Annotated in this window: 13 protein-coding genes and 1 pseudogene; 10 read left to right on the top strand and 4 right to left on the bottom strand. The window is 61.7% G+C overall.

Features of this window, described 5'->3' with window-relative positions; all coding sequences use genetic code 11:
- From GXY01S_RS17070 to GXY01S_RS08590, 3 genes are all read left to right on the top strand, one after another.
- Positions 1-534: IS66 family transposase (locus GXY01S_RS17070; protein ID WP_156470300.1), on the top strand; the 534-nt coding region annotated here is incomplete at its 5' end.
- 54 nt (positions 535-588) lie between these two features.
- Positions 589-843 carry a hypothetical protein gene (locus GXY01S_RS08585; protein WP_061274131.1) on the top strand — a complete coding sequence of 85 codons (255 nt, stop codon included), beginning with the start codon at positions 589-591 and terminating at the stop codon, positions 841-843.
- An 8-nt stretch (positions 844-851) separates the two neighbouring features.
- Positions 852-1,610 carry an HNH endonuclease gene (locus GXY01S_RS08590; protein WP_061274133.1) on the top strand — a complete coding sequence of 253 codons (759 nt, stop codon included), beginning with the start codon at positions 852-854 and terminating at the stop codon, positions 1,608-1,610.
- Between the two features lie 487 nt (positions 1,611-2,097).
- On the opposite strand, the gene GXY01S_RS08595 is transcribed toward GXY01S_RS08590, so the two are convergent.
- Entirely contained in the window at positions 2,098-2,562 is a 465-nt protein-coding gene (locus GXY01S_RS08595; RefSeq protein ID WP_061274135.1) for a hypothetical protein, read from the bottom strand.
- A gap of 612 nt (positions 2,563-3,174) precedes the next feature.
- Here GXY01S_RS08595 and GXY01S_RS08605 point away from each other — a divergent pair.
- The 5 genes and pseudogenes from GXY01S_RS08605 (at position 3,175) to shc (ending at position 9,033) form a co-directional block, all read left to right on the top strand.
- Positions 3,175-4,092, top strand: coding sequence for a hypothetical protein (locus GXY01S_RS08605; RefSeq protein ID WP_255210398.1), 918 nt, complete (start codon positions 3,175-3,177; stop codon positions 4,090-4,092).
- A gap of 15 nt (positions 4,093-4,107) precedes the next feature.
- Positions 4,108-4,668: pseudogene (locus GXY01S_RS18560) on the top strand (HD domain-containing protein).
- 466 nt (positions 4,669-5,134) lie between these two features.
- Positions 5,135-6,193 (top strand): NAD(P)-dependent alcohol dehydrogenase, encoded by a 1,059-nt coding sequence (locus GXY01S_RS08615; protein ID WP_061274143.1) that lies wholly within the window; start codon positions 5,135-5,137, stop codon positions 6,191-6,193.
- A gap of 135 nt (positions 6,194-6,328) precedes the next feature.
- A complete protein-coding gene (locus GXY01S_RS08620) occupies positions 6,329-6,886 on the top strand; it encodes a TetR/AcrR family transcriptional regulator (RefSeq protein WP_061274145.1) in 558 nt (185 codons plus the stop codon).
- 41 nt (positions 6,887-6,927) lie between these two features.
- Positions 6,928-9,033, top strand: a complete 2,106-nt coding sequence (shc, locus tag GXY01S_RS08625; protein ID WP_110570394.1) for a squalene--hopene cyclase — start codon at positions 6,928-6,930, stop codon at positions 9,031-9,033.
- 104 nt (positions 9,034-9,137) lie between these two features.
- On the opposite strand, the gene GXY01S_RS08630 is transcribed toward shc, so the two are convergent.
- Entirely contained in the window at positions 9,138-9,704 is a 567-nt protein-coding gene (locus GXY01S_RS08630) for a hypothetical protein (RefSeq protein ID WP_146222771.1), read from the bottom strand.
- 154 nt (positions 9,705-9,858) lie between these two features.
- Between GXY01S_RS08630 and GXY01S_RS08635 the strand changes: the two genes are divergently transcribed.
- Positions 9,859-10,209: a hypothetical protein gene (locus GXY01S_RS08635; RefSeq protein ID WP_061274151.1), complete on the top strand. Its 351-nt coding sequence runs from the start codon at positions 9,859-9,861 to the stop codon at positions 10,207-10,209.
- 79 nt (positions 10,210-10,288) lie between these two features.
- Here the strand turns inward: GXY01S_RS08635 and GXY01S_RS08640 are convergent, their stop codons facing one another.
- Positions 10,289-11,917, bottom strand: coding sequence for a tannase/feruloyl esterase family alpha/beta hydrolase (locus tag GXY01S_RS08640; protein ID WP_061274152.1), 1,629 nt, complete (start codon positions 11,915-11,917; stop codon positions 10,289-10,291).
- Between the two features lie 131 nt (positions 11,918-12,048).
- Complete coding sequence (locus GXY01S_RS08645) at positions 12,049-13,497, bottom strand: phosphomannomutase (RefSeq protein ID WP_174520936.1); 1,449 nt, start codon at positions 13,495-13,497, stop codon at positions 12,049-12,051.
- A gap of 493 nt (positions 13,498-13,990) precedes the next feature.
- Between GXY01S_RS08645 and GXY01S_RS08650 the strand changes: the two genes are divergently transcribed.
- Positions 13,991-16,126 (top strand): putative bifunctional diguanylate cyclase/phosphodiesterase, encoded by a 2,136-nt coding sequence (locus tag GXY01S_RS08650; RefSeq protein ID WP_061274241.1) that lies wholly within the window; start codon positions 13,991-13,993, stop codon positions 16,124-16,126.
- Positions 16,127-16,157: the final 31 nt, after the last annotated feature.

Raw genomic sequence — 16,157 nt, forward strand, 5'->3', positions numbered from 1 at the left:
GAGAGGGACAAGGCGCCCCTCGCCATAGAGGCAGTAGGCAGGATCGACGCCATATTCCAAGCCGAGCGCACCATCAACGGTACGCCCCCAGAACATCGGCTGGCAGTCCGTCAAACAGACATAGCCCCTCTGGTCGACGATCTGTTCGACTGGATGCGGGAGTGTTGCCGGCGCATGTCGACCAAAAATCCCGTTACCCACGCCATGAACTATTTTCTACGGCGTGCCGATACATTCACACGATTCCTCACAGATGGCCGTATCTGTCTGACGAACAATGCAGCAGAACGCGCCCTGCGCGGCATCGCCCTGGGCAGGAAAGCCTGGTTGTTCGCCGGGTCCGATCGTGGCGGAGAGCGCGTCGCCGCCATGTATTCCCTGATCGTCACCGCGCGCCTGAACGATGTCGATCCCCAGGCATGGCTCGCTGATGTCCTGGCACGGATCAATGACATTCCCAATCCACGCCTCCATGAACTCCTGCCCTGGCACTGGAAAGCCCACCAGCAGGTCCACAATACCATCGCCGCCTGAATACGCCCGCGTCTCTCGCCGGATGATTACGCCTTCGACCTCGCCGCGCTGCATATGGCTATTGAAGAAAAGGCCGACCTGCCAGCCTTCCTTATTCACGATAGCCCGCGCGAAGCCGACCTGGATGGGCAGCTCTATGCTGGTCTGTTCAAGCTCGTGCATCAGTGGGAGGAGGCAGGAACGCCGTGTTTCCAATACATCGTAACGACGACCACCGCCCCGCCACCTGAGTTGCAGGACGAACGCTACGTCCGGCTTCAGATGAGTTCGACACCGGCGGACATGCGGTTGTTTGCTATGGATATTTGAGTTTCGACATGGATATTGAGGCACCCCAATCCTTCATCGTCCGAGAAGAATGTCAGAAAGCCGCCTCGCAAAACGGCTTTCGCCGCGTTCTGGGCGAGGAAGCCGGATGGCGTGCCTTTGCATCCACGACAGCGCACGGCACCATCTATCTGGCGGCGGAAGGCAGCAAGGGGCCGTGGTTTCTCGCCACCGACCATGCCGGCGTCGTAGCGGAACTGGATTGGCCATCCGCAAGTATGCCCGGCCCCGGCACGCGACGCTACTCCTTCGATGCACTAGGTGAACTCTACGCGGCGCTCAATCGCGTCTATGCCTTGGCGATCAGCCTTCCCGAAGCACCTCTGCGCGAGTTCGAGCGGCGCGTGGCGGACCTGCCTCGAGCCACCGAGGTTGAGCGTCTGGTGGTGCAACGGATCGGGCAGGAGATCTTTCGCGACCGCCTGATGGACTACTGGCAGGGTCGTTGCCCTCTGACTGAGATTTCCGATCCGGCCCTGCTACGCGCATCGCACATCATCCCTTGGGCCGACTGCGAAAGCGACGCCGAACGGCTCGACGTGCATAATGGCTTGCTGCTGTCAGCGTTGTGGGATGCCGCCTTCGATCGTGCGCTCGTCACTTTCAGCGACGCGGGAGAACCGGAGTTTTCGTCGGCACTCAGCGACCAGGCGCGCGCAGAATTGCGCTGGAGTGCCCCAATTTCGCTAACGGACGAGCACCGGCGCCGACTCAGGAGCCATCGTGAGAGAGCGCGATCTCAATGGTAGAGTGCGGGCTTACGACGGGGATTTCAGAGGCGGGGACCGGCGAGGGGGGAGGCTGCACTTCCTCGAAGTTCAGCCTCTTTTGGCCTACATTTTCCCGACGCTTGTTTTTGATGCGAACGCGCTTATAGTAAGATACTTGCTCTAGAGAATCCACGAATTTAGCGCCCTTACCCTGGTGGTATCGCTGTTGGTATGGGTTTGGAGCGTGAGCGGAAAGCCCAATAACTACAATACGAACTCAAACCTATTGACCATCGAGTGGGGAATAATTTTCACAGGGTTCTGAAATAACCTGCCCTTCCCCCAACCGGCATGCCGGTTGGGGGAAGGGCAGGTGAATAAGGTCGGACGCAGATGGGCTTTTGACGGTATTTCCTGGCTGGAAATATTGTATTGCCTATGCAAGCGCAGCAATTTTTATTTCATGCCATAAATGAAAACCGGGAGGCAGGAGCTGCGACGGGATGGATGCCCTCCGCACTGTATTTTACTGATCAACTGATCCTGGCTGTTCGATAATGATCCGCATGCCCCATGTTTTTCCGCCGTCAGTTGTCGTGAGCGCGACCTGATAGGTGCCGTTATTGGGAATGATGATGTGGTCGAGAGGCGTATCTGTTGAGGGCCAGGTGATATTCTTGTCATCATAATGCTTTAACGACACCGTCATCGATGCAACCGGCGCCGCCGTGATTCCGCTGATGATGGCTGCTTTCTGGATGTCTTTGGGCAGCAGGGTTTCGATTGCCCTGATGTCGATATCACCACCACGGTTGGAGGGCAGGCTCAGGATGGCGGAAATACAGGTTTCGTATTCCTTGTAGCTCTCGCTTGTGCATGGTGTCTGAACGGTTGTGCTTGCCTGTGTCCCATCGGGAAGCTTCACGTCCGTTGCATGCGCATGGCCCGTCAGCAGAAGTGCCGGAACAAGGGCAAAAAAGCTTTTACGCATAATATCAAGACACCTTAAGGAGATTTGGACAACGCTCACAATCCTGATCATTACTCCAGATTGTCCCTTCTGCACAGGATATGATGGGGCGGCATCGGCAGGTTGATACACTATTTCATGATCTTGCAAAAAATGGCTTTCATGCGCGGGGCAGGTGGTCGGACCATGGCCATGGGTGGATGAAGCAGTATATTTTACATGATTTTAATTATATCATACAGCCTGCGCCCCGGCGCATTGCGCCAGATATTGGCCTATATCGTTGAAAAATATTCATGAAATGAAGGCAGGCAGGATTCTTTCCATTACCGGATAAAAATCAATAGAGTTACAATTCAAGAAAACCGCATGTTATCATGATACAATGCAACGCCGCAGTGTATGAAGTCAGGGACCCACGTATCATTAAAAAATAATTAAAGTCTATGTAATATGTCGTATTAAGGGATGCAGAGTTCTGTTGTCATGAAAAAAATTATGGTGGTGCCGCTTATTTTATTGCTGAGTGGATGTTATGGCGTTGGCTCCCAGAGACTGGATCGTGATCAACTTGACTATTCACAGGCGCTGATTGGTTCTTCCAAGCAGCAGACACTCCTTAATGTCGTCCGCTTGCGGTATGCTGATACGCCCGGCTTCCTTGATACGACCCAACTGATTTCCGGCTACCAGTTGCAGCGCAATATTTCCATCGGGGTCGGCTCGGACTCCAACCCGATCAGGCCCGCAGGGACAATCGGGGCGCAGATACAGGAAAGCCCGACTTTTACATTCCAGCCCGTTACGGGCGATGCCTATGCGCAGAGTTTCCTGCGCCCGCTACCCCCCGGCAGCCTGCTGCCTCTGGCCATGGGCGGCCTGCCCATCGATATCCTGTTCCGCCTGTCGGTCCAGTCGGTCAATCTTATCAATAACGCGGGCGCCATCGGGGGGGATCTTGGGCGCGGCTCGCCCGAATTCTTTGAACTGCTCTATGACCTGCGTCGGTTGCAGATCGCGGGCCTGCTCGGCATACAGCTTGAACATAGTGAGGAAATACCTGGAAAGACCCCGGCATTTGACCGGGTATTCCTGACGGTATCCTCAACGACCGACCCGATCCTGTCTGAAGTCGTGAAGGCGACGCGGCGGTTTTTTGCAATGGGCCCCAATGACGAGCGCGTGGAAGTCATCTACGGGGCAGGCAAGCCGCAACGCGGCCAGGTCCGGCTGCTCACGCGCACGATGCTGGGCGTTATGGGGCAGATTGCCTACCAGATCGATGTTCCGCAGGAAGATATTGATTCAGGGCGTACCCTGCCCAAAGTCATTCTGGTCGGGCGCAATACAAAGCCGACCGTTTTTGTTCATGTCAGTAATGAACGACCAAAGTCGTCTTTTGTATCAACGAAATACAATAACAAATTCTATTATATATCGGATACTGATTTCCCCAGCAAGCTCGGGTTCACCATGCTGCAGATCCTGATGGAACTTTCCAAAACGACCAAAAACCCGGGCGCAGTGCTGACCATACCCGTAAATGGATGAAGCTGGTGTCCGCGCATGGTAAATGAAGCCCACGACACGCTGCGCTTTTTATGGGGCAAGGCACGCCCGGCGGATCAGAGCGGCAATACGGGCGCGCCCATCCATCCCCTTGTCGCGCATATGCTCGATGTGGTGGCGGTGGCGGTTCTGTGGCCCGGCAGAGGGTGACTGGCGCTGGACCGTCGGCAACCTGGCCTGCTCGTGGCGCTGCATGATATTGGCGAGGTCACGCCCGCTTTCCAGGCAAAGGTTCCGGCCCACTGGTCCTGGCAGGCGCTCGGGCCGTTGCCCGATGCGGTGGTGGACACACGCCATGACGTGGATGGCCTGACCCTGCTCGACCCGCGTTTTGCCGCGGTCGTGGCACCGGATGACGCGCTTGATACCGTAGCGGTGCCGCAGGCGCGCATGGACGCGGCCGCGGCATGGGGTGTTGCACCCAAGACAGACTGTCTGATCTGGAAACGATGCGCCGGAGGGGCCTCCCGGCAACCCCTCATAGCGGTCCCGCCACAAGGGCGGTCCTACGGCTGGGAAAATGGCACCGTGTCACGGCACATCGCTTCGCTGATATAGGCTACATCCGCGCGTATTTCCATCATGTCATCCATGTTCAGCATGGATTTTGATTTCGCGAGCGCATGTGCGTTCCTCGCACATGCGCAGATGAACCATCGGTCGCAGCGCGGTTTTCAAGCCATGTGCGTACGACCGGCATCCATGCTGGCAACCATTGTTCCGCCAGCCGACATGAAGGCATTCTTCGATGCCGTTCTGAAAACAGCCTGTAATCCGCCGCATTGTGGCGCATATGCCCTGCAATGCGCGCTGTCTGGTGGCATGTTGTTTTCTTGCGGCGCTGAACCATCAGTGCAAGACTGCGCTCTTCCAAACTCCGGCATGGCAGAACCTCAGAGATACCTTCTGCCTGGGGAATCCGGTTTCAGCCCCCATCGGGCGGACATCCATCATGCTCGCCGCTCAGGGGTGAAGGACTGTGTGTCTGTGCTGTAGAACAAGAGTCTGAACAGGGTGGAACAACATGAAAACCATTGGTTATGCCGCGCGTGATGCAAAGACCCCGCTGGCACCCTATGCCTTCGAGCGCCGGGCGTTGCGTGATAATGATGTGGCCCTCGAAATCCTGTACTGTGGCGTCTGCCATTCCGACCTGCACCAGAGCCGTGATGACTGGAAGGAATGGGGGCCGACCCTTTACCCCTGCGTGCCGGGGCATGAAATCATTGGTCAGGTCGTGGCCGTCGGCCCGAAGGTGACACGCCACAAGGTGGGTGATGCGGTTGCCGTGGGCACCATTGTCGATAGCTGCCAGCAATGCGACCAGTGCCGCCGGGGCGAGCAGCAGATGTGCCGCGAAGTCCCGACCCTGACCTATAACGGCCGCGACCGGCTCACCTGCGAAACCACGCATGGCGGCTACTCCAAGCACATCGTGGTGCGTGACGAATTCGTGCTGCGCCTGCCTGAAGGGCTTGATCCCTCCCGCGCGGGGCCGCTGCTGTGCGCGGGCATTACCGTCTATTCCCCGCTGCGCACGTGGAATGTGGGGCCGGGCAGCCGCGTGGGCGTGGTGGGCATTGGCGGGCTGGGGCATCTGGCCGTGCGGCTTGCGGCAGGGCTTGGCGCCACGGTTACGGTCATTACGCGCAGCGCCGCCAAGGCGGCGGAAGCGAAGGCGCTGGGCGCGGATCATGTCATCGTGTCCACCTCCGATGAGGCCATGAAGGCCGGGGCCTCCTCGCTTGATGTCATTATCGACACCGTGCCCGTCTCGCATGATGTCTCGCCCTATGTTGCCCTGCTTGATGTGGAAGGGGTGCTGGTGATCGTGGGCAATCTTGGCCCGGTGCCCGCGTTCAGTTCGCTGCCGCTGGTCATGGGGCGGCGGCGCATTACAGGCTCGCCCGTGGGCGGCCTGCCCCAGACACAGGAACTGCTTGATTTCTGCGCGCGCAAGAACATCCTGCCTGATTGCGAGATCGTGCCCATGCAGCAGATCAACGAAGCTTTCACGCGCATGGACCAGGGCGATGTGCATTATCGCTTTGTTATCGACATGGCCTCGCTCACCGCAGCCTGACAGTACGACACGCCAGCAGGGGTGCCGCCATTTTTTTTATGGTGGCACCGTGCCGCGCACGCGGGCATGGCTTGCAGGGCAGGCCGCCATGGTTTAATTCCATCCAGACGGAATGAAACTACGGAGACCCCGCGCATGGCGCGCCCGAGAACCATTGACCGCGACAGGGTGCTTGATTGTGTCGAACACCTCGTGCAGCGCGAAGGGGTTGCCGCCCTCACGCTCGATGCCGTGGCGCGCGAGGCCGGCATAACCAAGGGTGGGCTGCAATACTGCTTTGGCAGCAAGGATGACCTGATTACCGCCCTGATCGACCGCTGGATTGCGGTTTTTGATGCCCAGGTCAGCCAGAACATGCCAGGCAACCCCGATGCCACCGATCGCGCGCGTGCCTATCTGCTCGTCGCCAGCCAGATTGATGAGGCCACGCAGGCGAGGATGGCGGGCATGCTCGTTACCCTCATGCAGTCCCCCAAACACCTGCACCGGCTGCGGGCGTGGTATGCACGCTGGTTCAAAGTGTGTAATCCGGCCTCTGCCGTGGCGCGCCGGGCCCGCACGGCGCTTTTTGCCGCCGAGGGGGCATTTTTTCTGCGCAGCACAGGGTTTATTGAAATGGATCAGGCGGAGTGGGAAACTGTCTTCGCTGATTTTGAGCAACTGGTCACGTCCCCGCAGGCCAGCACGGATTGACAAGGCCCCTGACTATTATCTCGCCCACAGGTATGGATGAAATGAACAGCGAAAGTCGCCCTTCACGCAAGCAGGCCGGAACTTCCGGCCCCAACAAGACCGAATCCCGCTCCGATTCCGCTCCGGCGGCGGCTTTCAGGGGCATTGACAACAGCCTGACGCACACGATCTCCGCCGCCTGCAAATGGCTGATGGAACAGCAGAAGCCCGATGGCCACTGGGTTGGCTCGGTCGCCTCGAACGCCTCGATGGAGGCCGAGTGGTGCCTGGCCCTGTGGTTCCTTGGCCTTGAGGACCATCCCCTGCGCCCCCGCCTGGGCAAGGCCCTGCTGGAAATGCAGCGCGAGGATGGCTCATGGGGCATCTATTACGGCGCGGGCAATGGCGACATCAACGCCACCGTCGAAGCCTACGCCGCCCTGCGCTCGCTGGGCTATGCCGCCGATGACCCCGCCCTGGGCCGGGCAGCCACATGGATTGCGAGCAAGGGCGGCCTGCGCAACGTGCGCGTGTTCACCCGCTACTGGCTGGCCCTGATCGGGGAATGGCCGTGGGAAAAAACGCCCAACCTGCCGCCGGAGATCATCTGGTTTCCCAACAAATTCGTTTTTTCCATCTACAATTTCGCGCAGTGGGCGCGCGCAACGCTGGTGCCGCTGGCCATCCTGTCCGCGCGGCGCTCGTCGCGCCCCCTGCGCCCGCAGGACCGGCTTGACGCGCTCTTTCCCGCAGGCCGCGAGAATTTCGATTACGAACTGCCCCCGCGTGACGGGCAGGACCTGTGGGCCACCTTCTTCCGCAAGACCGATCGCGCGCTGCACTGGCTGCAGACCAAATTCCTCAAGCGCAACACCATGCGCGAGGCCGCGATCCGGCACATGCTGGAATGGATCATCCGCCATCAGGATGCCGATGGCGGCTGGGGCGGCATCCAGCCGCCATGGGTCTATGGCCTGATGGCGCTGCATGGCGAGGACTACCAGTTCCATCACCCCGTCATGGCCAAGGGGCTGGCAGCGCTTGATGATCCCGGCTGGCGCTATGACCGGGGCGATGCAAGCTGGGTGCAGGCCACCAACAGCCCGGTATGGGACACCATGCTGGCGCTGATGGCCCTGCATGATGCCGATGCCGAGACCGATTTCACCCCCGAGATGGACAAGGCCCTTGGCTGGCTGCTTGATCGTCAGGTGCGCGTGAAGGGCGACTGGTCCGTCAAGTTGCCGGATCTCGAACCCGGCGGCTGGGCGTTTGAATACGCCAATGACCGCTACCCCGATACCGATGACACCGCCGTGGCCCTGATCGCACTCGCCGCCTGCCGCGACCGCGAGGAATGGAAGGGCAGGGGCGTGGAGGCCGCCATTACCCGCGGCGTGAACTGGCTCGTGGGCATGCAGAGCACCTGCGGCGGCTGGGGCGCGTTTGACAAGGACAACAACCGCGCCCTGCTGTCCAAGATCCCGTTCTGTGATTTTGGCGAGGCGCTTGATCCCCCCTCCGTCGATGTCACGGCGCATGTGCTCGAGGCCTTCGGCGTGCTGGGCCTGCCGCGCGACATGCCCGCACTCCAGCGCGGGCTGGCCTATATCCGCGCCGAGCAGGAAGCCGATGGCCCATGGTTTGGCCGCTGGGGCGTCAATTACCTCTATGGCACGGGGGCGGTGCTGCCCGCGCTTGCCGCCATTGGCGAGGACATGACCCAGCCTTACATTGGCAAGGCGTGTGACTGGCTCGTGGCCCACCAGCAGGAAAATGGCGGCTGGGGCGAAAGCTGCGCATCCTATATGGAGATCGCCTCCATCGGGTGCGGGCCGACCACGCCATCACAGACCGCCTGGGCGCTGATGGGGCTGATCGCGGCCAACCGCAAGCAGGACCATGAGGCCATCGTGCGCGGCTGCCGCTACCTGATCGACCTGCAGCAGGCTGATGGCCACTGGGATGAGAAGGAGTTTACCGGCACCGGCTTCCCCGGTTACGGAGTGGGGCAGACCATCAAGCTCGATGACCCGGCCCTGACAAGCCGCCTGCAGCAGGGCGCGGAACTCTCGCGTGCGTTCATGCTGCGCTATGACCTGTACCGGCAGCTCTTCCCCATCATGGCGCTGAGCCGGGCCGCGCGCCTGCTTAAAAGCAGCACCTGAAATGAAGGCAGGCGCAGTATTAATGCGCCTGCCTACCTGATTTTAAAAAACTGAAAGAAGTTTTTGGTGAAGCTTTTTTCAAAAAGCTTCAGAACAGTGCTGTTTTATTTCGGCGTCTTTTCCGGCGAAGGTGTAGCCGGGCTGGCTTCAATCTCGGGCGGCTGGGCTTTCAGCGCGTCAGCGGTGGGCACGCCATGCAGGCGGATGGCGGCGATCTTGCGCAGGATCGGCGCCTTGGCGCGCGACAGGGCTGCTGTCAGCAGCCTGTCCATGCCCGTCCTGCGCAGGACAAGCTGGGCATGTGGCGGCAGGTGCGCAATGACCAGATCGGCAAATCGGGCGATGATCAGTTCATCGGCCAGAATATCGAATGCGGCGGAAGAGGCGACATGCCGGATGGTCCGTTCGATCAGCGGGCCATATTTTTCCAGCAGTTCGGACTCCCTGATGGACAGGGTCTTGTTGCGCAGCCACTGGATCTTCTCCTGCGAGGCGTCGCTTCTGTAATAGTCTTTCACCCCTTCCTTGACCCGGCCTGTTCTCGCGGCCACCGAGGCGATCCCTGATCTGAACCATCCCTTTTTGCCACTCTTTTCAGGGGGAAGGGAGGCATCATCGCCTTCCGGACTGCCCTGGGCGGCATGGGTGTGTTCGGGGTCTGCTGTCATCATGGTCTCCGGTCGGGCGTGGCTAATCGTGGCATGGATCTTGATAAGGAATGGCCAATGCCTGTCGGGTGGTCAGGCATAGAGCCTGTTTTATTGACATCCATGGGCAGCTTTATCATAAGCACGGCCTCAATTCCTGCCTGTGAAAGAACCCTCCATGCGTTTTTCAGTTAAATCCCTGCGTTCCGGCCTGGTGCTGCTTCCCGTGCTGGCGCTGACCGCCTGCGGCGGCCCTTCGACAGGCGACATACAGACGGCTCTGGACAAGAGCGTGAAGCAGGAACTCGACCAGGCAAACCACCTCAGCATGGAACTGATCGGTCGCCCCAACCCGCTCGTGTCACAGACCCCGCAGGACAAGGTTGTTGATAGCGACTGCCACACGAAGGAAGGTGATGACTCCATCTATACCTGCAGGATCACGCTGAAAAACGCGCAGGGTGACGTGCGCGAGGCGACCCTGCCGGTCAAGAAGGTCGAGGGTGAATGGGTTATTCTCAAAAACTGAAAAGGTTGCTGAAAAATAACTGACGTTTTGGGCGCCGCCTTTTTTCAGGCGGGCGGCGTTCCCTTGAGCGTTTTAAAAATCAGTTCGCACCCGGTGTCACGCAGGCAAAGCTGCGGGCGTCATCCATGTCGCCCTGCCCATCATAACGCGCAACGGCGGGCCAGGCGCAGAGCGGGCGGGTGCGCACGACTTTCCCCCCGTCAACGCGGGCGGCAACAATCATGTCAGGCGCCTGCCCGTTACTGACCCAGCTATCGATTGCGCCGAGCTTGCTGAAGGTGTCGCACCCGGCCCCACCGTGGCAGTGCTCCATGCCGGGAATGGTGATGAGCCTGACCCCGTCATGGCCTGCAGCACCCGCGCGGCGCTGCACGGCCTGATAGTAGGTGGCGAGCTGCTGGGGGTTATGGCCGTCATTCCAGCCGATATAAAGCAGCAGCCTGCCGCCACGGGCCAGAAAGGGCGCAAGGTTGTCATCCACATGCAAAAGCGGGCCGACCTTGCGGGTGGCCTCCTGCACGTCGGTATCCCATTTCAGGGTGGTCCAGTCCCAGTCCGGGTTCTGGAAGGCTGCGTATCTGAACAGGTCGAGCGCTACGGGGAACGCCTTGCCATCAGCCGAGAAACCATCCTCGCTCCCCTTGGCGGGGCCGGGGAAGATGACCGTATGCGTCTGCGGGTCAACGGGGCCCTGATAGATGTTGCGCGCTGCGCGCACTTCATCCGCAGTCAGGCAATTGCCCGTGTTGCTGCCCGTCTTGCACAGCAACTGTTCGGGCCTGAAGGCGCAGCGGTCGGGTTCATCCACAAAGCCCTGCTTCCTGCCCACCGGCCCCGCGCAGGCATTCATCACGGCCGCATTGAGCAGCCGGAACTTGTCGCGTGATACGCGTAGCGCGGGGTCATGATAGCTCATCCACCCCGCCCAGAGCTGTTCGGCATTGAAATTGACAATCGGGTTGGGCGGCGCGCCCGCTACGATGCCGTCATAATCCTCGGGGTAGCGTTTTGCCTCGATCAGCCCTTCCAGCCCGCCGAGCGAGCAGCCGATCCAGTAGGCATGCGTGGCCTCGTGGCCATAGAATGTCCTGACCAGCGCCTTGGCCGCGACCGTCATCAGGTGGTCGGCGCGGTAGGCGTAGTCGATCATTTTCTCGGGGTGGCCCAGCGCAAAGCGGCCGCCCTGGCCCTCGGGGGTGGCGCTGTCATGCCCGGTATCGGTGCTGGCCACCGCGTAGCCTTCACTTATGCCCGTGGCCATGCCGTCATACATGAGCGAACCGGCCCAGCCGAAATTGCCAACACCCAGCAATCTGCCGTTCCAGCCCTTGAGCGGCAGCCAGATCTCGGTGCGGATGTGGGAATCCGCCGTCGGGTGGAGCGTGAGGGCTATGCGGCAGAAGGCGGGGTTCGCGGCCTCGCTCGGGTGCCCGGCCAGGTTCATGCCCGGCGAGGACATGATGTGGCTGAGCTGGTCCTGCGGGGCGTGCCAGCTTCCGGCCTTTACGGTTTCAACGGTGGTGAAGGTGGCGTCTGGCAGGGCGTGGCGGGCAAGGTCGCTACAGCTTGTGGCCCGTGCGGCGCAGGCACCGCCCATCATGAACGGGGCGGCCAGCAGGGCACCTGCCAGGGCGCGCCGGCAAGAGCGCCATGGACGGGACGCGGGCAGGGGATCGGGGAGGGGCATGCGAAGGTCCTGGCGGCTCATTGCAGGGAAAAAACGGGTGCCATGCGCCAGATCGGGTCATGACGGCTGGCCCCATTGTGGTCCCGAATGCCCGGGGTTGGAAGCCCCCGGGCTACGCAGGCAGGGCCTTCAATCCTGCGTGGGCCGCAGGCTCAGCGCCATGCGCTGACGGCCTCAAGCCCCGTATGCAACAGTTGCGCCGCCCGCTCGGGGTTTGCTGCCTCTACATAGACGCGCAGTTCCGGCGCGTTGCCTGACGGGCGGAGGTGAATGACCTCGCCACCCGCAAACGTCATGCGCAGGCCATCGGTTTCATCCACATGGGCCAGCGCGCCGCAGGCGTCAGTCAGGCCCAGCGCGTCCGCGCCCTGTGCCGGGTCGTGGCGCAGGGCGGCAATGTGGGCTGTGCTCCGTGCGGTGGGCATGTCCTTCAGCCGGTCGCTCAGCGTAAAGCGGCGGGGCAGGGTGGCGACAAGCCCGGCAAGGTCGGTGCCTGCCTCACGCGCGGCCACGAGCGCGCAGATCATGGGCAGCACGGAATCCCGCGTGGGCAATGCTGCCAGCGTGCGGCCCCCGCGCGTAACCGGGCTTGCCAGCAGGAAGCCGCCATTGGCTTCATACCCGACCGAGGGTTCATGCCCATCGCCCGCCGCCTGCGTCATGGCCGCGACCACGTAGGGCGAGCCGATGCGCGTGCGCTGCACCGTATGGGCAAACCCCGCCTGCTCCAGCGCCGTGTTGCTGCTGACCGGGGTTGCCACGGCACGGGCGGCCAGGAAGCGGGCGGCCAGAATGCCCAGCACGTCGCCGCGCAGCCATGCGCCATGCCGGTCGGCCAGCAGCGGGCGGTCGGAATCGCCATCAGTGGTCAGGATGCCGTCCAGCGTGCCATCGGCGGCCCATTCGCGGGCGAGGGCGGCATCCTCGGGGCGGACGGCCTCTGTATCGACGGGAATGAAGCTGTCCATGCGGCCAAGTGGCACGGCGGTGGCGCCAAGGGCCTCGACAATCTGCACCAGCACGTCGCGCCCCACGGCGGAATGCTGGTAGACGCCCAGTTTCAGCCCCGCCAGCGCATCGGGGCCAAAAAAGTCGCGGTACCGGGCCACGAAGCCGGGCACCACGTCGGTCACGGGGGGCAGGTCGGGCGGCGCGGTCAGCGTGCCCTGCGTATCGAACCAGCCATCAGGCAGGCTCACATCGAGTTCGCGCATTGCCGCCTCGTCAGGTTTGAGGAACTCGCCACGCGCGCGGTTGAACTTGATGCCATTGCGGTCCGCCGGAATATGGCTGCCCGTGACCATGAGCGAGGGCATGCCCTGCGCAAAGGCATGCAGGCACAGGGCGGGCGTGGGCACGTAACCGCAAAAGACCGGCACGCCATCCATGTAACGGATCGCGGCGGCGCAGGCGCGCAGGATGCGCGGCGTGCTCGGGCGCAGGTCACCCGCCACGGCCACCGATGCGCCGGGCGCGAACTCGCCAAGGCTGGCCAGGTGCCGCAGGTAGCCCACGGTGTAGGCGAAGCAGACCGAATCCTTCATGGCGCTGACAAGGCCGCGCGCGCCGCTTGTTCCAAACGCGACACCGGAATGCTGCATCCACTGGGCTATCTTCATGGGTTCTTTCTCGCTCCTGACCAATCCTGCGCACAACGCTGGCGCGCGGGCAGGTGTTTATACAAACGATCGTGCCCGATCGCGACACGTGTTGTGCCCGGTCGCTGCCAGCCCCGCCGGGCGGGCCAGCGTGGGGCAGGGGCATGGCGCAAATAAGGCGGCCAGGGCGCAGGGCGGGAGGCGCCATATTGTATTGATGGCTGATCTATACTGCATTTTTTGAGCTTGTTCATAAAAGCATAATAAAAATGTATCGAAAATATAACACATGCGGGCAGGCGGGGCGGCTAGATGAAGAGGCCGTGGTTAAGGAATGATGAAGATGGCCTGCCGGTTCGTTGCCACATCATGATGTGCCCGTATGTCGATCGCACGCGGCTCCTGGTTTCGGGCAGGCGGGTCGGGTTGCCATGCGCTTTTTGAACGCTGGCTCAGGCATGGCGCCCTCCGCTTTGAAATGGTTGTGGAACATTGCATGATGAATGATATCGCTGCCCCGCCAGCTCCCTCGGCCTTCATGACCATGGGCGATATCGCCTGCCAGGGGCCGGTCATCGGGCCGGATGCGCTGGGCGAGCGGCTGTTCGAGCTGTTTCACAATGATCCGGCGCTGATGCTGGTGGCGGTCGTGGATCAGCACGATGCGCCGGTGGGCCTGGTGGAGCGGCAGACCTTCTTCCTCAAGGTATCGGGCCGGTTTGGCCATGCGCTGTTCAACCGCCGCCCCGTGGCGCTGCTGATGGATGACAGCCCGGTCATGATCGATGCCGGCATTCCCTCCGCCGAGTTTACGGCGCGCGCGCTCATGACCCAGCCCTCCGATCTCATGCGTGGCTATATCGTGACAAAGGCCGGGCGCTATCACGGCACCGGCTCGGCGCTGGACCTGATCAACGCCTCGCATTCCCACGCCGTGACCTCCGCCGCCGGGCTGAAGGCCGCGGCCGAAGACCTGAGGCGGGCCAATAAACGCATTTTGCGCGACAAGCTGTTCATCGACACCATTGTCGAGAACATTCCCTCCGCCCTGATCGTGCGCTCCATGCGTGAGGACCACCCCGTGCTGGTCAACCGCGCGGCGGAGGAGATGATGGGCTGCACGCGCGACCTGCTGCTTGAACGCAAGGTCGATGCCGTATTTGATGCCGACGAGATCGGCCACCTGTTGCTCAGCCGCGCGGCAGGCGCCGCGCAGGCGGCGGAGCAGGTTCTGTGCGACCATCACGGTACCGCGCGCGCCATTGCCACCCGCCATGTCACCATTACCGATGAGCGCGGCGGCGCGCGGTGGGAAATGTGCGTGGCCGATGACGTGACCGAACAGCGCAGCGCCCAGCGCCGCGTCGAGCAACTCGCCCATTACGATCCGCTGACCGGGCTGGCCAATCGCGCCCTGTTCTCCGCCCGGCTAGAGGCCAGTTGCGCCTCCAGCCTGAGTGCGACGCTACTGTGCATCGACCTTGATTACTTCAAGACCGTCAATGACGTTTATGGCCATGCGGCGGGCGACACGCTGCTGCGGCTGGTTTCCGCCCGCCTGCTGGCCTGCAGCCGGCCCGAAGACCTCGTGGCAAGGCTGGGCGGTGACGAGTTTGCCATCATCTGGCCCCATGTGCCCGACCCGGACGAGCTGACCGGTCGTGCACGCGAAATTGTCGAGACTGTCAGCAAACCCTACATCATCGACGGGCATCATATCGTCATTGGCGCCAGTATCGGGGCGGCGCTGTACCCGCAGGATGGCGAGAATGCCGAAATGCTGCTCCAGCATGCCGATATCGCGCTGTACCGCGCCAAGTCGCTCGGGCGCAACGGCTTCCAGTTCTTTGATGCCGACCTGCGCGATGAAATCCAGACCCGCGCGCGCCTTGGCAACGAACTGCGCGCGGCCATTGCGGGCAATGCGCTGACGCTGCATTTCCAGCCGCTCTATTCCATGCCGGGCAACCGCATCAGCGCGTGCGAGGCGCTGGTGCGCTGGCACCACCCCGAGCGCGGCATGATCCCGCCCGACCAGTTCGTGGGCCTGGCCGAGGAAAACGGCCTGATCCACGACCTTGGTGAATGGGTGCTGCGCGCCGCCTGCCTTGAGGCGGCGGGCTGGCCCGAGCAGGTGCGCATTGCGGTCAATGTCTCGCCCATCCAGTTGCGTAACCCGCGCTTCCTGAGCATTGTGGAAGGGGCGCTGGCAGGCTCGGGCCTGGCACCGGCACGGCTTGAGGTCGAGATTACCGAAAACATTTTTGTGCAGAACAGCGCCACCAACCGCGACATCCTGCACAGGCTGGGCCAGATCGGGTGCAGCATCGTGCTTGATGATTTCGGCACCGGCTATTCCTCGCTGGGCTACCTGCGCTCGTTTCGCTTCCAGAAAATCAAGATCGACCGCTCCTTCGTGCAGGAACTGCCCGAGCGCGGGGCCGCGGGCATCATCCGCGCCATCATCAGCCTGGCGCAGAGCATGGACATTCCCATCACGGCGGAAGGGGTGGAAACGCAGGACCAGTGGGCGCATCTTAACGAACTGGGCTGCAACCAGGTGCAGGGCTTCCTGCTTGGCCGCCCCCAGCCATCGGAGATGATCCGGCAGAGCCTCCTGACCCATGCCTGAGCGCAGGGGCGGCATGGTCTTGCACCCGTAA

Source organism: Komagataeibacter xylinus NBRC 15237, assembly GCF_001571345.1.
Taxonomy (GTDB): domain Bacteria; phylum Pseudomonadota; class Alphaproteobacteria; order Acetobacterales; family Acetobacteraceae; genus Komagataeibacter; species Komagataeibacter xylinus.

Coding starts and splice junctions, on each gene's coding strand:
- GXY01S_RS08585 (WP_061274131.1), top strand. CDS start 589: ATGGCTATTGAAGAAAAGGCCGACCTGCCAGCCTTCCTTATTCACGAT.
- GXY01S_RS08590 (WP_061274133.1), top strand. CDS start 852: ATGGATATTGAGGCACCCCAATCCTTCATCGTCCGAGAAGAATGTCAG.
- GXY01S_RS08595 (WP_061274135.1), bottom strand. CDS start 2,562: ATGCGTAAAAGCTTTTTTGCCCTTGTTCCGGCACTTCTGCTGACGGGC.
- GXY01S_RS08615 (WP_061274143.1), top strand. CDS start 5,135: ATGAAAACCATTGGTTATGCCGCGCGTGATGCAAAGACCCCGCTGGCA.
- GXY01S_RS08620 (WP_061274145.1), top strand. CDS start 6,329: ATGGCGCGCCCGAGAACCATTGACCGCGACAGGGTGCTTGATTGTGTC.
- shc (WP_110570394.1), top strand. CDS start 6,928: ATGAACAGCGAAAGTCGCCCTTCACGCAAGCAGGCCGGAACTTCCGGC.
- GXY01S_RS08630 (WP_146222771.1), bottom strand. CDS start 9,704: ATGATGACAGCAGACCCCGAACACACCCATGCCGCCCAGGGCAGTCCG.
- GXY01S_RS08635 (WP_061274151.1), top strand. CDS start 9,859: ATGCGTTTTTCAGTTAAATCCCTGCGTTCCGGCCTGGTGCTGCTTCCC.
- GXY01S_RS08640 (WP_061274152.1), bottom strand. CDS start 11,917: ATGAGCCGCCAGGACCTTCGCATGCCCCTCCCCGATCCCCTGCCCGCG.
- GXY01S_RS08645 (WP_174520936.1), bottom strand. CDS start 13,497: ATGCAGCATTCCGGTGTCGCGTTTGGAACAAGCGGCGCGCGCGGCCTT.
- GXY01S_RS08650 (WP_061274241.1), top strand. CDS start 13,991: ATGATGAATGATATCGCTGCCCCGCCAGCTCCCTCGGCCTTCATGACC.